15 protein-coding genes and 1 pseudogene are annotated in these 17,916 nt (G+C 37.8%); 3 read left to right on the top strand and 13 right to left on the bottom strand.

Features of this window, described 5'->3' with window-relative positions; genetic code table 11:
• The first annotated feature begins 203 nt into the window (after positions 1–203).
• Positions 204–425: a hypothetical protein gene (locus NST76_RS08975; RefSeq protein ID WP_036117191.1), complete on the top strand. Its 222-nt coding sequence runs from the start codon at positions 204–206 to the stop codon at positions 423–425.
• Positions 426–762: 337 nt separating this feature from the next.
• Here the strand turns inward: NST76_RS08975 and NST76_RS08970 are convergent, their stop codons facing one another.
• From NST76_RS08970 to NST76_RS08955, 4 genes are all read right to left on the bottom strand, one after another.
• Positions 763–1,398: an ATP-binding cassette domain-containing protein gene (locus NST76_RS08970; RefSeq protein WP_058843737.1), complete on the bottom strand. Its 636-nt coding sequence runs from the start codon at positions 1,396–1,398 to the stop codon at positions 763–765.
• A gap of 6 nt (positions 1,399–1,404) precedes the next feature.
• Positions 1,405–2,820, bottom strand: a complete 1,416-nt coding sequence (locus tag NST76_RS08965; protein ID WP_155273167.1) for a hypothetical protein — start codon at positions 2,818–2,820, stop codon at positions 1,405–1,407.
• A 41-nt stretch (positions 2,821–2,861) separates the two neighbouring features.
• A complete protein-coding gene (locus NST76_RS08960; RefSeq protein ID WP_036117185.1) occupies positions 2,862–3,644 on the bottom strand; it encodes a hypothetical protein in 783 nt (260 codons plus the stop codon).
• A 229-nt stretch (positions 3,645–3,873) separates the two neighbouring features.
• A complete protein-coding gene (locus NST76_RS08955; protein ID WP_051891561.1) occupies positions 3,874–4,269 on the bottom strand; it encodes a hypothetical protein in 396 nt (131 codons plus the stop codon).
• A 497-nt stretch (positions 4,270–4,766) separates the two neighbouring features.
• Here NST76_RS08955 and NST76_RS08950 point away from each other — a divergent pair.
• Positions 4,767–5,201, top strand: a pseudogene (locus NST76_RS08950) (HAD-IA family hydrolase); the annotation flags it as partial.
• A 17-nt stretch (positions 5,202–5,218) separates the two neighbouring features.
• Here the strand turns inward: NST76_RS08950 and NST76_RS08945 are convergent.
• The 4 genes from NST76_RS08945 to NST76_RS08930 form a co-directional block, all read right to left on the bottom strand.
• Positions 5,219–6,769 (bottom strand): hydantoinase/oxoprolinase family protein, encoded by a 1,551-nt coding sequence (locus tag NST76_RS08945; RefSeq protein WP_342545028.1) that lies wholly within the window; start codon positions 6,767–6,769, stop codon positions 5,219–5,221.
• A complete protein-coding gene (locus tag NST76_RS08940) occupies positions 6,762–7,865 on the bottom strand; it encodes a DUF917 domain-containing protein (protein ID WP_058843739.1) in 1,104 nt (367 codons plus the stop codon). Before NST76_RS08940 ends, NST76_RS08945 begins: the two co-directional genes overlap by 8 nt.
• Positions 7,862–9,130, bottom strand: coding sequence for a cytosine permease (locus tag NST76_RS08935; protein ID WP_058843740.1), 1,269 nt, complete (start codon positions 9,128–9,130; stop codon positions 7,862–7,864). The genes NST76_RS08940 and NST76_RS08935 overlap by 4 nt, the downstream gene beginning before the upstream one ends.
• A gap of 136 nt (positions 9,131–9,266) precedes the next feature.
• Complete coding sequence (locus tag NST76_RS08930) at positions 9,267–10,871, bottom strand: PucR family transcriptional regulator (RefSeq protein ID WP_036117176.1); 1,605 nt, start codon at positions 10,869–10,871, stop codon at positions 9,267–9,269.
• Positions 10,872–11,012: 141 nt separating this feature from the next.
• On the opposite strand from NST76_RS08930, the gene NST76_RS08925 reads away from it, so the two are divergent.
• Positions 11,013–11,876 carry a pentapeptide repeat-containing protein gene (locus NST76_RS08925; RefSeq protein WP_342545026.1) on the top strand — a complete coding sequence of 288 codons (864 nt, stop codon included), beginning with the start codon at positions 11,013–11,015 and terminating at the stop codon, positions 11,874–11,876.
• 35 nt (positions 11,877–11,911) lie between these two features.
• Here NST76_RS08925 and NST76_RS08920 read toward each other — a convergent pair whose 3' ends face one another.
• The 5 genes from NST76_RS08920 to NST76_RS08900 all read right to left on the bottom strand — a co-directional run bounded on the left by NST76_RS08920 (position 11,912) and on the right by NST76_RS08900 (position 17,530).
• On the bottom strand, positions 11,912–13,627 hold the full coding sequence (locus NST76_RS08920) for an FTR1 family protein (RefSeq protein ID WP_342545025.1): 1,716 nt from the start codon (positions 13,625–13,627) through the stop codon (positions 11,912–11,914).
• Complete coding sequence (efeB, locus tag NST76_RS08915; protein WP_036117173.1) at positions 13,602–14,861, bottom strand: iron uptake transporter deferrochelatase/peroxidase subunit; 1,260 nt, start codon at positions 14,859–14,861, stop codon at positions 13,602–13,604. Before efeB ends, NST76_RS08920 begins: the two co-directional genes overlap by 26 nt.
• A 5-nt stretch (positions 14,862–14,866) precedes the next feature.
• A complete protein-coding gene (gene efeO, locus NST76_RS08910; protein ID WP_036117171.1) occupies positions 14,867–15,736 on the bottom strand; it encodes an iron uptake system protein EfeO in 870 nt (289 codons plus the stop codon).
• Between the two features lie 163 nt (positions 15,737–15,899).
• Positions 15,900–17,099, bottom strand: coding sequence for an MFS transporter (locus tag NST76_RS08905; protein ID WP_089932451.1), 1,200 nt, complete (start codon positions 17,097–17,099; stop codon positions 15,900–15,902).
• Positions 17,100–17,113: 14 nt separating this feature from the next.
• Positions 17,114–17,530, bottom strand: coding sequence for a MarR family transcriptional regulator (locus tag NST76_RS08900; protein ID WP_036117167.1), 417 nt, complete (start codon positions 17,528–17,530; stop codon positions 17,114–17,116).
• Between the last annotated feature and the right edge of the window lie 386 nt (positions 17,531–17,916).

Raw genomic sequence — 17,916 nt, 5'->3', positions numbered from 1 at the left:
ACTTTTTCTTTAGGTCTGTCCTTTTAAAAAGCCTTCCATTCCTTTATTCTTTTGCAATATGAATGAATATTTGATTGAATGAACGGGGCTCATTTGTGCATGCAGAAACACTTCTTTTCAAAACGCTGCTTCTCGAAAGAAGGTATTCGCATGTGAAAAACAGAATATATTGATAGCATTCTAAGAGATAAGGTGGTATATGAATGGAGAAAAGAGTTGTCTTTGACTTTGAAATTGAGTTTACAAATGGAGGTGGCATACAAGGGCAGGAATTCCGTCTTGATCTTAATGGAGATGATATATCGGACGAAGAGCTAGCAAAGTATATTGTGGAAGATATGCGCTTGCTTATGGTAGATAAGGTGCAAATCCTCAATAAGAAAATTATTACTGAAAAGCATAAGCGAAGCACTCTTAATGAGTAATAAGAAAGGATATGGAGCTAGTATTGCTTTTGATTTAAAAATTCCCTTCATCCTTTATTTATCAGCAAATGCAAAAACTCCATTTTGAAAAAAATGATCAAAATGGAGTTAATCTTTCTAACTAAGTATGGAATTTTTATAAGAATATTTAATCAATTAAATGAGCTTCTAATGCTTCTTCAATTTATTAAAATACCATAGTCTGTAAAAATCTTCATCATGTTTTGGACACTTATAATCAATTGCTATTTGAGAAAGATCCTCTATTCACTTATAGCTTTTAGAAGTTGATCCTTCTAATTATAGCTTCTGAGTTAAATTGTTAATAATATTACTTTTATAACTTCTCTAACTTAAATTTATTTATTCTATAAACTTCATCACAAAGAAGATCGATATCCTCTTGATTATGACTGGTCATAATAATTGTTTTCCCTTCCTTTTTATAATTAAGTAAGAGGCTACGTAAGTTTTCTACACTTTCAAAATCTAAAGCATTAAATGGTTCATCTAATATTAATACTTCTTGATTTTCCATAAATGCTTGTGCTAAAGCTAGCTTTTGCTTCATGCCTAGTGAATACTTCCGTACTTTCTGTTCAGCTGTGGGCTGAAGTCCAACTAATTCCATTGTTTTAATGATTTGCTCATCATCAATTTTATTCTGTATCATAGCCAGAGATTTTAGATTTCCAAAACCCGTTTTATTTCCTAAATATCCTGGCCTATCAATTATGACTCCAAAGTTCTTAGGAAAAGTTATATCCTTATGTAAATATTCTCCCCTGATTACTATTTCACCATGATCGGGTCTAACAAATCCACAAATCAACTTAAATAATACAGATTTCCCAGAACCGTTAGGACCTACAATTCCATATATTTTCCCCTTTTCAATAGTTAAATCTATATCTTGAAATATAGTTAAGCCCTTATAGGACTTTTTGACATTTCTTACTTCAATAAGGCTCATATATAGTCATACTCCCTCAAATATATATTTTTTGTTAAGTAAATAAAATATACATACCCCTTCAACTAATACTATAAGGATCAAATACAATGATACGATCATTGGTGATGTGCCATATATCAAATGGCTGTACCCATTTAAACCCACTGGAATGTATTTATAACCAGGGAATAATAATGCGATAAAGATGCCTATAGTAACCAAATTGGTTGAACTGCTCTTTGAAACTATTTGTAATGTAATCGACAGCAGAATGTAAATGCTTATTTGTAGAAAGCCATTGATAAAAAAGTGATATAGCAAAGAAGTAAATTTCATATCTTCCACTACTGTCACTCGAAAGGAAAATTCAATGCCCTTAAAATATGCCACTGTTAAAGTCAATATAAATATAAAAAACAAATACAATATTGCCATTAATAAAATATTACGCAACCATTCGCCCATCCATTTAAACATAGAGTTGTAGCGAATAATTTTGTAGTAGCTCAACTCAGAAAACTCACTTGCTAAATAGATTTGTGCCAAATATAAAAAGCCGAAGAAAATTACTATGTAATACAAATACGACAAAAAAGTATAACCCTCAGATGATGTACCGAAAAAATTAAGGAGAAATAGATCAATTACAGTATTACTTCGGGTATCTGCCATAAAGTAAGTTCCTAATACTAATACAAAAAGGTATACTACTATGCCCGTCTGAAAAGAAGTAAAGCTGACTATTTGTTTTCCATCTTTAAATTGCACGGCTAAATAGATTAATCCAAGAGAAACAATTGCTATTAAAGGGATAGTTAATGTGTTATTCCAAAGATTTAATGTTTGGAACATAACAACATAGTTTGATAAAGACAATTTCGCTAAATACTCAGGGAAAAGTTTCCAGGATACAAAAGAAAATATATATAGAACCGTAACAACAAAGCTTATCCATCTCCATGACTGAAGAAAGACATATATAGTAGTAACCGACATTAAAATAATAAATGTAGTAATAACGAACATAACTATTTGATATAAAAGAGCAAGAAGAGGGAGATCAAAATACTGTCTCATAATGGCAGTAGGTTCGAATAATTTACTTCCAGAACTCCATTCACTTGCAAAGGGAAGCCCTATACTCATGATGAATGCAACTAATAGCCAAACTATAATCGTCAAAGCTAAATACAATAAAATTTTCTTAGAAGCCATGAGTACCCACTTTTTATATGAGCCTAATCTGATCAATATATGATATTCAAAGCCTTTTACTAAAAAAGTTACATAGAAATATAAGAGGAATGGTAAAACGAAATAAATAATTAAGTTAACATCACTTAATAATATTATTAGTAGATCCCAAGCATTAACAGGTGCATAACTTTCAATAATTGTTCTTCTTATTCCAAAACAATAAATAAAAATAACGAAACCCAACACATTCCACCTTAACTGCAGCAACTCATTGATAAGACTTCTCAAAATAACCATTCTGTCGAATTCCTTCTCTTAAGATATACATAACTCACAATCACAATTATTAATAAAAACATAAATGGTACAAATACAGTCCATAAGTCTTGTTGCATTATAGAGTACGGAAAAACTGTATATAATGGTGCAAACTTCGAAATACCTAACACAGCAGAAACAAAGCTCATTGCTTGATACCATACAAATGGTATCGATAAAGCAACAAAGGAATTATCTAAGATCAAGCATAAAATTAAAGGTAAAGTAGCATATAAAACTCCATTGATACCTACCCAGAGGGAGTATATAAATCCATACATAAAAGGTCCGTAAACTAAGAGTTGATCGAATGTTACCGTACCAGGCATATTCCCACTATCTCCAATATTAGTGATGAATGCAAATTGGGGGTTTATATATTGAGCAAAGAGGAATGGTAAAAACGCATACAAAAATGAAACCCCAAATGAAAGAAGTGCATTTACTATGATTTTAGCGTTCAAATAGATATTAAAATCTATTCTTATTTTGGTATATGTTAAATAATTATTATTTCTCTCATGAATGATTGTATCTGCAAAAACGAATAATACTAAAATTGGAAAAATCATTGCTCCAATACCATTGAGCAAACGCCCATAGAGATCAATATTGTCAGTGAAGGAATAGCCTTCATGGATTATTAAATATTGTATCCATACGGGTAAAATAATAATAAGAAACCAAGTTAGAACTCTATTAAACGTAAGTATTTGCTTAAATTCAACCCCTATTTGTTGTTTTAACATCTCTCTCTCCTATTCTTCGACTTAAAATAACAAACATCTAAAATAACGGTAACTTTACAAAATTCTAGTTTCCCTAATTAATAGTATCAACTCTAAAAAAGATAGATTAAATAGTAATTAATGAAAGGAGTAAAATAAAAAATAAAGTTTACTTATTAACAAAGACCATGTGGATTTAAAATCCTCATGGTCTTTAAATCTGTTTAAACAGGTTGACAAAATCCGTGAATTAGTTACCTTGGAATGTTCCAGTAACGGTGATAGGTAAAAATGATGTTACATCAGAACTGAATCTTGCTTGTATATATTTATCTTTTTTAATTGAATTTTCTAATAGATAGCCCTTATTAACATGAGATAAACGTACCCAAGGACCCGTATTTGTAAGTTTTGCCGTCTCTGCTCTTGCATCTAGTTTACTCTCGTTAGAGATAGAATCAATAAATAAATATCCATCCTTATCTGAGATAGATTTCTGTTGATATCCATCAGCTGATGATTGATTTAAACCAGGAACAGACGCATTGATGTTACGGGGCTCTGTTAGAGCTTGTACGTTTAACACGCCAGTTGTTAAAAGACCCAAGGAAAGTACTCCCGCTATTACTTTGCTATTTTTTTTCATCTTAACTTCTCCCTCCAACTAGTAGTTTTTCCACTTAATTCAACTATAACTCGGTAAATTTTCAATCTCTAGAATGAGTAAAGGATAAAACTTTTGAGAAAATAGTAAATTAAATATCTTAATGTAATGGAATTTTCCTCATTATAAAGGAAATATATTCACCTCTTATCTGCATAAAAAACCCATTACTATTTGAATATACCATTATTCCATATTTTTTACAATATTATATTTTGGAGGTTACAACTTGAGACATTTATTTACTGCCTAACAATATCTTGAAAATTTTAGAGGGAAAGTTTAAAAACTTTTGTGTAACCTTATTCAGCAAATCTGCTTTGGTTCGTTTCAATATCTTTCTTCACAATCTTTATAGCAACTTCAAAAAACTATTTCACTTTCAGAAATCTACGAAGCTGAAATGATTTTTAATAAATTTTTACAAATTCACAGCTAGTTGAAAGCGATGCTATTTGATTTAGACGATACATTACTGAATCGAAGACTTTTGGAATCGACAGTTTCCTTGTTGTTTTTCTATCAATCAAAATACGTTGAATATTATCCATTCTATCAAAAAGCATGTACAAGTTGGCATTATCACAAACGGGTCGGCTCAGAGACAAAAAGCAAAAATCATGCACACTCATTTAACTAGCTGTTTCAATCTCCTCATTATTTCTGAGGAAGTGGGCTACAGCAAGCTTGACAAGCGCATTTTTGAACTTGCCTTAAACAAGCTTCAAGTGCAACCAGAAGATGCATTATTCGTTGGAGATGACTTAGAAAAGGATATCGGCGGCTGTCAGCATGCAAAGATCAAGGGTATATGGTTCAATCCATATAGGCACAAAAATGATACTGACATCAGACCCTATGCAGAGATTCATTCGTTTGATCCATTAGCAAAAGGAAGAGCCCTGTTTGATTAGGACTCTTCCTTTATGTGTTAGACCATTTTCCCTACTACTTTTACCTTTAATCTTGTTGCATTTTCTGGATGATAGGCTAGTGGTGTTTCTTCTACTTCTACCAGCTCAATCGTCTCTTTAATGGCTCCTGCTAATACTGCTTGTTTTACCGCTTTACTTTGGGCATCCTTTAATGATTCCTCGCGAGGTTCCTTGGCATAAATATAAATTTGCTCATATTGACCGCTAATTTGCGCAATAGAGGCACCGATGGCATTCGCCACACCACCATATTCATTTTTCACAATAGTGGAAACGCCTCGAATCTGCTCTGGCACGATAATACCCCCACCGCCTACTAAGACCAGTGACACATCTTCTGAGGAGGTTTTCATCTTATCAATGGCCTGTTCCAGTAAGGAAGAAATTTCTTCTTGAACGGCTTTGGCAAATGCTTCATCTATATGTCCGACTAAAGTGGGGTCGCCTACTTCTGCTAAGCCTAGACGGACAGCGATATCCGTTGTTGTTAAAGTCGAGCCACCAAAGACAAGTGCCTCCTCACTAATTTGATAGCCTACACTATCTGGTCCAACGGTAATTTTGTCACCGTTCACACGAACAATACTACCACCGCCAAGACCAACTGAAATAATATCTGGCATCCTAAAGTTTGTCCGAATGTCTCCTACTTCCACAGCAACTGAAGATTCTCGTGGGAATCCATCCTGTAATACGCCTATATCTGAAGTCGTTCCCCCAACGTCCAGCACCATTGTATTTTGAATTTGGGATAAATACGACGCTCCACGAATACTGTTTGTTGGCCCACAGGCAATCGTTAAAATTGGGAATTGTTTTGCATAATCGATGGACATTAACGTACCGTCATTCTGACATAAATAAACGTCTACATTAAAAATACCTTCCGTTTGAAGCGCCTGGACAAAGCCCTGTGTTGTTGTCTCAATGACCTTACATAATGCCGCATTGAGGATCGTTGCATTTTCACGTTCAATTAGCCCGACAGAACCAATTAATGAGGAGCAGGAAATAGGAAATTCCTCGCCATAGACCTCTTGAATCCATTCACGAACCTGTAATTCTTGATCGTTTTTAATAGAAGAAAAGACACCAACAATTGCAATCGATTCTACTTGGTCGTGCCATTCCTCTAATAGTTTTTTAATTTCTTCTTGATTAAGAGCACTTAATAATTGACCATCGTATTCATAGCCACCATGTGCAATCGCATAATGACCCGACAATTGATCAATCATATCCGCTGGCCAAGCTGTATAAGGAAGTACTGATGCCGTTGCTGGATAGCCTAACCGAATAACACCGACTTTTGCTAGCTTTTTACGTTCAACAATGGCATTTGTACATTGGGTTGTCCCTAACATTGCATGTGTTATTTTTGCTTTATCAATATTTGCACCCTTGAGTAATTGTTGCAAGGACTTTTCAATACCCGTTTTAATATCTAAGCTTGTTGGTGATTTCACACTGTAAATAAGTTGACTATTATGATCTAAAAGGATGGCATCCGTATTTGTTCCGCCTACATCAATTCCAATTTTATACATGTTTTGCTACCTCCTTTTTCACCATTTCCTCAATTGGCATGTAATCATAATCATAGCCAAAGTATCTTGGTCCTGCTGTTTCAATGCCTTTTGCTGTACGCCACTTTTCATGTGCTGGTAAGCCAATCACACGCACACGTTTACCATATTTTAAGCTTTCTGTTGTAACAGGCAATAATGTTTCATAATCCACCAAACAAATTAAGTCTGGCGTCATCGCAACAACCTGCTCGTTTTTCTCTGCTAATAAGTTTTCATTTTGGAAATGAACCTTCATTTGATCGTTTTTATAGGAATCAATCCCTTCAAGATTCATTTTACCTAGATTAAAGCCACCTTTTGTTTCACGAATAACATCTACTATTTTTCCTTGGAATAGCTCATAGCCCTCTACAAGCGTTAAAAGATTTTCTAGCTTATCGTTCACCTCTTGATCTTTAGAGGCAATAATTTCACCGATTTTTTCAGAAAGCGTCACAATATGATGAACACCACTTTTCTTAATTTGTGCACCGGTCGTAGGATACAGGCTCACTAGAGAACTAGCGCCCATCTCTACCGTTGCAGTTCGGGCGAGACGCTCCGTCCATTTATTATCAATCGTTTCAAAAATACCAATATTCCCTTTTTCATCTGTGATGGCCATTGGGGTTGCCGAAATTCCATCTAGGTTAAAGGTCACCATTTGTAATTCCGGGAATGCACGACCCATCCCGTCGCAATCAATCAGCGGTAATCCAAGCTGTGCAGCTACTACAATCGGAATCATCGAATTGACGCCGCCCGCTTCCATTGGATAAGTGCCTGCAATTTTTTCTTTTCCTAAATATTGAGCAAGCTTTTGGAATACCTTGACAAATTCATCCCCACGTGGAAATTTTTCTACTAACACGGAAGGTGCACCCATCATCGCTGCTGGAATGAAAAAGTCATCATCCCCAATTTCATCCACCGAATACAACTTCACAGGCCCATTTTTTTCGATGGCAGAAAGCGCCATAAGTTTCCCAATGTATGGATCTCCGCCTCCACCTGTTCCTAGAAATGCTGCACCAATGGCAATATGTTCAATAGCTGCTTGATCTAAATATCTCATCTATGTTCCTCCAGTATGACCGTTTTTTGTATGGATAGACGATACCCAATATAATAAATAACGAATGAAATAATAATGCCAATCATCGGTTGATTTGGCAGTGATGGCAACTCAGGGAATAAAGAGAATACCACTGGCATACAGGCAATCATAGCCCCTACTAACCAAGAAAATACGCCTAATCGATTGACCCCTTCCACCTCATGCCAGCTATCTGCTTTGCCTTTATGAATGACCCAATAGGAGGCAATCATCACCCCTGCAACAGGTGGAATCATGGCTGATAAGATCGACATAATAGGTGTAAAATAATTTAATATCCCAACTACCGCTAAAATTGTGCCAATTGTTCCTGCAACTCCAATCGCTAAGCGCTCTTTGTTTTTGGCAACATCGAATACATTAATTAAAGCGATACCGCCAGAAATGGCATTGACTAAATTCGTTTTCCATGTCGCTAAAATCAAGCCAACCCCGCCAATAAACGGTGTTGCGATATGCAGAAAGACAGCTGTAATATCACTTGTTTGATAGGCAATCGTTAAGATGGCTCCTACTGCAATCATTAGTACACCAGCTGGAATAATGCCCAATGCAGCGGCCTTGACTACATCTGAACGTTTTTTGGAAAATTGCGAATAATCTCCCGCTATGACAGCCCCTAAAGCAAAAGATCCAATCGTTACAGCTAAACCATCCATAAAGTTCATATTCCCCTGTGGCTGATAGTCTCGAATAAGCTGTAGCTGATCGCCCGTTAATGTTTGCCCTAAACCGTAAAGGCAAATGATGACAAGTAATGGTACGGCGATATAGCTTAATACACGTAACACTTTCATTCCATAAAGAGCGGATACGACCATCACCATACCACTTATCAATGAAGCAAGCGGAATAGGTATATTCAAATGATAGATTGCTAGTAAATTCGCTAAGGCAACGCCACAAACATTGGCCTGAATACCAAACCAGCCTAAGCAAGCAATGGCTAAAATAATGGACAAAATAGTACGAGAGCCTTTTTTACCAAACACTTGCCCTGCCACATGAACAGTTGGTTTTCCTAAATCACTGCTTTGCATTCCTTGTAAAATCATAATGAATACGACAATCGCGTAGCCTACAAAAGCGACAGCAAGTGCCTTTGATAGACTCATATTTGTTATGAGTGCGTTACCTACTAATAAACTGGGAATACAAATCATGGCACCCGCCCAAATAATGCCTAAGCTATACCATGATTGACCTTTGTTTTCGTTTTGCATATGACTCCCTCCTTGTTATTGCTTGATTGGTTAATGTTCTTCATTATAAAAGAAAGGGTGGTTTCACGTCTTTTGCGTAAATGAAAAAAATAATCTGAAATTTTGTTCAAAATGACAAAATTTCAGATTATTCTAATCAATCATTAATTAATCGATACAGCATACAAGCCATATACACATCGTAAAATTCTGCGTATACTGTGACATCTGTGCCAATCAGCTCACTAATTTTTTTAATGCGATATTTCACTGTATTTTTATGAATATAAAGTAGCTCTGCACAGCGCTCCACACTAGCATTTGCGTCTAATAAAAAGGTAATTAAGGTCTGTAAGGAATCATGATCGCGCAAGATAGGTTCAATGACAGACAAATACTCTTCAATCATTTCTTCTCCCTGTATACTGACATCCATCGCCCTTTTCATGGAGCGTACTTCCGCTGCCGTAAACAGCTTTTGCATTGGATAAATGGTATGGGCCTTGTCCCCCACCTGATTGACCAATTGATACATTTGACGAACAGACTTTGTATTTCTCATTTTGGGCGCATAAACAATTTCCGCTATTTGAGCAGTATAGCTTGTAGTATCGTTAAATTCAGTGGCAATTTCAAATTCATGATGTTTATACAAACAATTCCCTAGTAACACAATTATACAATGATCAATGCATTGTATCACTCTTGTTTGGTAATACTTGGACAGCTGCTCTTCTAATTCATCGCGAATTCTTTTTTCGTCCGCTAAATCATGCATGTAGACGAGCCACATCATTTGAATGGCGGAAACATCTATATGAAGGAGATTCGCTAATCTTCTCATTTTTTCACTTTCATCATTAATAATGGCTTTCACTAAGGCATACTCACTTACCTCATCATGCTTGTCCCCCCATAAATTAATGGCTACTTGCACAACCTCACTTACTTTTTCAATCGTTTTGGCAGGCAGTTTTGTATTTTCTTTAATTAAGAATAAAAAGAGGGGCTCGCCATTTTTCTGATGCACTCTTTTATAGTCAACGACACAGGAGACATCACTTCTTTCTAGCTCTAGCTTTCCTGTTTCGTGCTGGAAGTTGGCCTGCGAGCATTCTTCAATAACGTTCGCTACATCTAATGATGAATTTCGTGGCCACATCACTTGATTCACAATATCAAAATGATTATTTGTGAGCACAATATTGGCTTTCAAACGATCTGAGAGCATTTTCAGCGTAATTTCAACACTTCTTAAATGCTCTGGCAGTAAGGATACCTTTTCCAACGTTTCTTTCACAAAATGATCATTCACACCTTGATTGCTAACAATTGCCTCCATTACCTCATAAATTACCTCGTTATAACGCAGTGAATAATCATTTCTTGGCATACAAATGATAATAAATCCTTGCGCCTCCGCTAAGTCAAGCACTTCCTTTGGAATATCGGGCAAGACAATACCGACATAATATAAAATAAGACCAAGCTCTCCTAAATCATGTAAATGCTGAATCGTTTCGCATTGCTGCTCCACACTATCTCGTATGGAGTAAAAAGAGCTAATGACAATCTCTTCTGCATACCATTCCTCTTGCACACGATTAATAATTTTAGAATAAAAATCAACATTGGATACCTCTAATACAGATAAGGAAGATACCGTACGATGTAAATTATTTCGACCTGTTAGCACCTCTGCCCCCCGAAAGGATGGCAATTGTAATAATTCATTGACCGTTACCCCATGCTTCACCACCACTTTTCTTCACAACTCTTTTGAAGAAGAATACCATATCCCCTACGATCTTTCAAAATACAGTTTTATCCTTATTTTAACTGCTAGCCTGTCTTTAATAATAAACTATTAACTATATGAATGAGGTAAGAGAGGACAATGAGGATGTCACATCAGACAAAAAGAGCTACCTCTGTTGGCAAAAAAATCCGTGAAAGCTTACAGGCGGATTGCCAAAGCTGTTTCGGCTTGTGCTGTACCGCTTTAAATATCGTTGCTTCCAGTGACTTTGCCATCAATAAACCAGCTGGCTCACCATGCCCTAATTTACAGGATGACTATAGCTGTCATATCCATAGCAAGCTACGAGACACAGGCTTTAAAGGCTGTACGGTTTATGATTGTTTGGGTGCTGGGCAGCAAGTGTCACAGGTCACGTTTCATGGACAAGATTGGCGACAATCCCGTGAGCATGCTGACAAGATGTTTCGGGTTTTCCCAATCATGGAACAGCTTTACGAAATGCTTGCTTATGTAGCTGAGGCCTTATCCTATCAGGTGAACAGCACGCTTGATGAGCAGCTTCTAACGCAATTGGAGCAGCTACAACAAGCAAAATCACTTGATGCCAATGCCTTATTAGCACTCGATATGATGGCTATTCGTATGCCTGTCAATGCGCTATTACTACAAACAAGCGAACAAATTCGTCAACAGAGGCTGAAAGGCAAAATCACTCGACATTTGAATCAGCGTGGAGCGGATTGGATGGGCAAAAATTTAAAAGGCAAGGATTTACGAGCGACTGATCTAAGGGGTAGCTATTTAATCGCAGCCAATCTTCAAGATGCTAATTTACAAGCAGTAGATTTCATCGGGGCTGATTTACGTGATGCCAATTTACGTGGGGCTGACCTTTCGACAAGTCTGTTTTTAACACAAATGCAAATAAACGCCGCACAAGGTGACCGCTCTACTAAATTACCTTCCTATCTGAAACGACCTGCCCATTGGCAATCAAAAAGGTAGATGGCGGTTTACGTACGCTCATCTACCCTTTATCGTTAGGCTCGTTTCTTTTTATAGATTATAGTAGCTGCCACTAACACAAGTAAGATTGCCTGCCCAATGATGGTTTCCGCTGTTGGATAGAAGCCAATCAGGCTAATGACAGGTAAGCCATCAACAATCGTCGTGGACAGATTATCCGTGAGCTGCAATGTATGCAGACTGACACCAATAATTTTAAAGGCTAATACATAAATAAGCACCGTTGCGACAGCAAAAAATTTATGAATGGGAATTTTGCCACTTGCTTTAAATAATACAATAGCCAGTACAGCAAGTATAAGCAGTGCTACAACAATCCCAAGAATAAATTGCGAAGTCTCCATTTTCGGTGCAATACCCGCGTAAAAGACTAGTGTTTCGGCTCCTTCACGGAAGACCGATAAGAAACTAATGGCAGCCATCGCAAAAATAGAACCACTAGAAATGGCATTGCCCATTTGTTTCGAAATATAGCGATTCCAACTGACTACACTTGATTTACTATGCAGCCAAATACCAACACCGATCATCATCGCTGCTGCAACTAGCCCAACATAACCTTCCATTAATTCTCGATTCGTATCAATTGTTGCTGAATTCAAAATCGTGGACATGAGGATGGCAGCAATGGCTGATAATAGAACGCCGACAAACGCTCCAACATAAATCCATTTGCGCATCTTATTCTGTCCTGATTTATTGAGGAATGATACTAAGGCTAAAATAATCAGTAACGCCTCTAGTCCCTCACGCAGCAAAATTAATGCAGCATCCCAAATTGTATAATCTGAATCCCCTTGAATCAGTTCGATTTCAGTACGGAAAGTATCTAATTTTTTTGTGATTGCTTGCTGATCGACGTTGGATTTTAATAAATCACTTGCGATAATCGGCATATCACTTTCGATTTTCGTATAAAGACTGCCATTACGTGTGGAAATTTCAATCTCTACACTTGGCCAAATGGTAATAAACTCACGTATTTTATCAGAAGCCGCCTGATAATCACCAGCATCAACAAAGTCCTTTGCCTCATCGATATAAGCAATCAATGTCGCTAACGAATAGTCCCCTTCAACCACTTCAGCTGTTTCGTTACCAGCCACAAAATCCTCAATCGTTTGCTGCAAATCCTCAAATTGAGATTGCATAAGGGCTATATCTGGCTCCTCTGCCGAAATGGCGATACGTAGAAACGCCATTTGTGTTTCGATTTGCCCATACATCGCAATGCTTTGCTCACGCACAGGGCGCTCATTTTTATTCCATTTGCTATTAAAATCTTTGTAGGCTTCATCAATAGACTGAATGTCCCCACTGGCTAAAGCTTTTTCGAAGTCTGCCATGATTGGCTTAAACTTTTGCCCAAACTCTGCTCGCTGTGCCACTTCGTCCACTGGATTTTCAAGTTTTTCTAGGGCACGTAATGCATTCGACAGTGCCGACAACGCCTCTAAACGCTCGTCTTTGGATGTTGCTTCAGTAGCCTGCGCAAGCATTTCATCGACCTTTGCTTTGGCATCTTTCTGCTCTGAAGAAACTTTAGCCCAGTCCGCAGCAAATTGTTCGAGCGCCTGCTTGGCCTCCGTCTCTTTATCCTGCTTCGTATTCATCAGTGCATCACTAATCGCAATATATAAATGGCTATAAGATTGCGCTGCCTGCACAGGTAGAGCTAAAGTTAGGATTAAGGCAATGATAATACTACAGCGCGTTAAAAAGTGCTTCACCTAAATAACTCCCCTTTTGTACACCAGGGAAGCAAGCAAACACGGCACTGCCTCGATGGGTAATGTATTCATTCATTTTATCCATACGCCCTAAGCTATTTTGGATTGTTGTAAATTGGGCTGGGTCTTTTTGAAAAGAAATAAAGATTAGCCCTGCATCATGGGTTCCTGTATTCGACATGACACCCGATGCATACGAGTAAGAACGTCGTAAAACACGTGCACCCGATTTACGTGCTAAATGAACATGTGACGTATCAGGCATAATATAATTGCCCTTGTCATCCTTTGCCTCTACATCAAAATCATCAAATTCCTTTGTTTTGCCAAATGGTGCACCACTGTCACGATAACGACCAAATGTAGCCTCTTGATCTTTCAATGATGTGCGATCCCATGTTTCAAGATGCATTTGAACTTTTCGTGCGATTAAATAAGAGCCGCCCTTTAGCCAGCCTTTATCCACCCACACAATCTTATTTAAGTCTTTTTCATCCGTAATGGCTGGATTCACCGTACCATCCTTGAAGGCAAAGAGATTTCGAGGTGTCCCTCCACCAGCTGGAAACGAGTTAAAGCCAGCCTGTGACCATTTAATCTCTACTTTACCAGAAGCAGCTCGTACTAAATTGCGCACTGCATGGAATGCCACCTGTGGATCATCTGCACAGGCTTGAATACACAGATCACCACCTGTATATTCCTTCTGTAGCTGATCTTTAGGGAAATGTGGTAAATCCTTTAGCTCCGCTGGTTTTACATGCTGCATTCCCAGTTTATCGAATAGTGAAGGACCTACACCGATAGTAATCGATAAATTGGCTGCATCTAAGCCCTCTGCCTCTCCTGTATCACCTGTTGGTACTCTCGTATTCGTCGAAACATCGACCATTAATTCACCATTCATTAAACGCACAACAAGAGGTGTCCATTGCTGGAACAACTCTTGTAGTTCCTTCTTCGATGTCACTAACACATCTAAAGAAGCAAAATAAATATTCGTTTGAACAGGTGTCACGATACCCGACTGGTGCTCGCCATAGAAATTGATCTTATTGCTAGCCGTCGTGCTATCTGCTGCTGTCTCAAAAACATCATAGCCCATCGCTTTCATGACACCACCCAAACCGGAGGCACCGATGGCAACACCTGCCACACCGATGCTTGTCAGCTTCAACATATCACGTCTAGAAATTTTTTTATTAATCAATTTTTCTTCATTGGACGTTGTCATTTTTTTCACTCCAAAATGATCCCCATTTGACTTAATGGTTCACCAAGCTGATTCACCGCTGCCGCAAGTGCTTTCGTATTGTCTTCCGTTAATTCCTCATAGGATACATAACCACCATCAGCCGTTGCATGCTGCGCTAATAAATCGTCCACCGCTTTAAATTTTTCATCAAGTGTTGACACTAGTGTTGAATCTTTCGCTTCTAATTTTGAACGTAAAATTTCAAAGATTTTTTCTGCGCCTTCAATATTCGCTTTAAAATCATACAGGTCTGTATGTGAGTAAATTTCTTCCTCACCAGTAATTTTAGATGTTGAAACTTCATTTAATAAATCTACCGCACCAGTAATCATTAAATCAGGTGTCACTTCCACCGTTTGCACTAGTGCATGTAATTCCTTCGCATCCGCAAGCAGTTGATCTGCTACAGCCTCATAACCTTTAGTTGTATTTTCTTCCCATAATGCATACTCAAGCTTATGATAGCCTGACCATTCTTCCTCGCCTTTTCCTTCTTCTTGAATATCCGCTAAACGTCCATCAATGCGAGGGTCAAGATCACCAAAGCTTTCTGCGATTGGCTCTGAGCGCTCAAAATACATACGTGCTGGCGCATACGCTGCTTTAGCGCCTTCAATATCGCCCGCCTTGAATAAATTCACGAATTTTTCTGTGTCCAGTAAAAATTGATCCATTTGCTCTAAAGCAAATTGCTGATAGGCTGATAGTTCAGCAGATAAATCCACCTCTTGTGTCGCTTGCTCTGCCTGTTCTGTTGCCGGCTTATCCTCTTTTTTAGCTTCTTCTGTATTGCCACAGCCAGCCATTAAAATGCCCCCTGCTACTAATACCGACAAAAATGATCTGTTTTTCATACTTAGTACCTACTTCCGAATTAGTTTTATATTTGTGATGATAATGATTATCATCATCTATTGCAACAACTATTTTTTGAAATAGAAAAAAACGTCATTTTTCAGTTGATCTGTATACACAACTAGAAAAATAACGTTTTTTCTACAATATAATGATTCTAATCTACAAGATTTTTGCTTGTTTCAAATTTTCATGTTTTCCATGTAAGAAATAATAAAGCACAATCGATACAAAAATGACAAAGACCATAGCAAAGAAGATCGCACTGTAGCCCATAGAAGGAACAAATAACCCTAAGAAATAAGGCCCAACACCTAAACCTAAATCATAAAATATAAAATACGTGGATGTCGCAAGTCCTAAACGCTCATTCGGTGTCACTTTAATAGCAATCGCCTGCGCAACGGAGTTGAAGTTTCCATAGCCAACCCCGATACAGGCAGCAGCGATTAAAAAGGCGATCGTTGTTGTCGCTGAACTAAAGGCATACATGCCAATTGCAAAAAGCACTAAGCAAGGATAGATAATAATATTAGCCCCTCGCGTATCTAATAATTTCCCTGTAAATGGGCGGGTAGCCAAAATGACAATGGCATAAATAATAAAGAAATAGCTTCCTGCTGATACTAAATGTAGCTCTTTTGCATAAAACGTCATAAAGGACATGACACCTGAGTAGGCAAAGCCAATAACAAGTGCCACAAAGGCAATCGGCACCGCACGCATTTCAATAAAGTTTGTCACCTTAAAGCCTGCCTTCACAGCTGTATCCGTCGCTTTTTTCGGTGCATCTGGTACGGTCACTATGAAGTACATAAAAAAGCAAATAATAGCTAAAACCGAATCGACTGCAAAGATCATGCGATAATCCTCAAATAATTGTGTTAATAAAATGCCAATGAATGGACCAATAGCTGTCGCTAAAATCGCACTTAAGCTATAATAACCAATCCCTTCGCCACGTCGTTCCGGCGGTAGAATTTGTGCAATAATGGTTCCCGTTGCTGTACTAGCAATTCCAAGAGCAATCCCTTGTATTAAACGATTAACCATAAGCAGCGGTAAATTGCCTGCTACAAAATAAGACATCGTGGATAACATAAATAACAGCAAGCCACAAAACAATGTTTTTTTGCTACCCCAATCACCAATAATACGCCCTGTACCAAGCCGCCCTAACAATGTTCCAATAATAAAAATACTCGATACCAGCCCCGCTGTACTTGTAGAAGCATTAAAATGCTCCACAGCATAAGCCGCGATGGTCACCATTAATAAATAAAAGATTAACGTAATGGTAAAATTAATAAGTGAGACAATTAAAAAATCCTTTGTCCATAGTTTCTTTCTAGTTGCTTCCACGTTACTCTCTCCTACTAATTGATATTCATACAAATTCTTGCTAAAACCTGTGTCGCAATGTCAATATCTTGCTTCGGCACACCTGCCAATGCCTGCACAAAAAACGGATTTAGATGCGACTTTATTTCCAGCACAAGCTCTTCCCCATGCTTTGATAGATGTACCAGTTTTTCACGCTTATCCTTGCCCGTCATCGTTTCCACATAGCCTAGCTCCACCAATTTATGTACAAGCTTCGTGACACTTGGCTTCTCTATAGACATGAAGTTAGCGATATCTACAAAAGAATGTGGACCCTTATCCTTCAAGAAACGAAGCACTGCCCACTGCGAGCTATATAACTGATAAGGTTCAAGCTGCACATTCAGCTGATTAATAAATGGCCTATACATTAAGCGGTACTGATTAAAAAATTCCTGTTCAATTGTCACACTATCACTTCCTTTTAAATTAGTTAGCCTAGCTAACTATATACTTAAAAAATCCATTTGTCTAGTAGGAAATAAGCGAACCCTTGCTCAGCAAGACAGGTTATAGCGCTCTTTTTGTGAGTTCTATCCTGTCCAATTGAAGCAAGCGTATACGCTTCTTTGTTCTATGCAAAAACTTCACGCATATCCTCCTCTTTCTCCACTCTATCCATCACTTCGTGCGTTCTATCCGCTACTTTCTCTAATTTATCCAACACTTTTCTTTTCCTATCCACCAATTTCATGCGTATCCTCCTCTTTCTTCGCTCTATCCATCACTCTACGCGTTCTATCCGCTACTTTCTCTGTTCTATCCACCAATTTCATGCGTATCCTCCTCTTTCTTC

It is taken from the genome of Lysinibacillus sp. FSL W7-1291 (assembly GCF_038593415.1).
GTDB classification, from domain to species: domain Bacteria; phylum Bacillota; class Bacilli; order Bacillales_A; family Planococcaceae; genus Lysinibacillus; species Lysinibacillus fusiformis_D.
The sequence above is the reverse complement of the archived record's forward strand: the minus strand, read 5'-3'. Positions and strand labels throughout refer to the sequence as shown.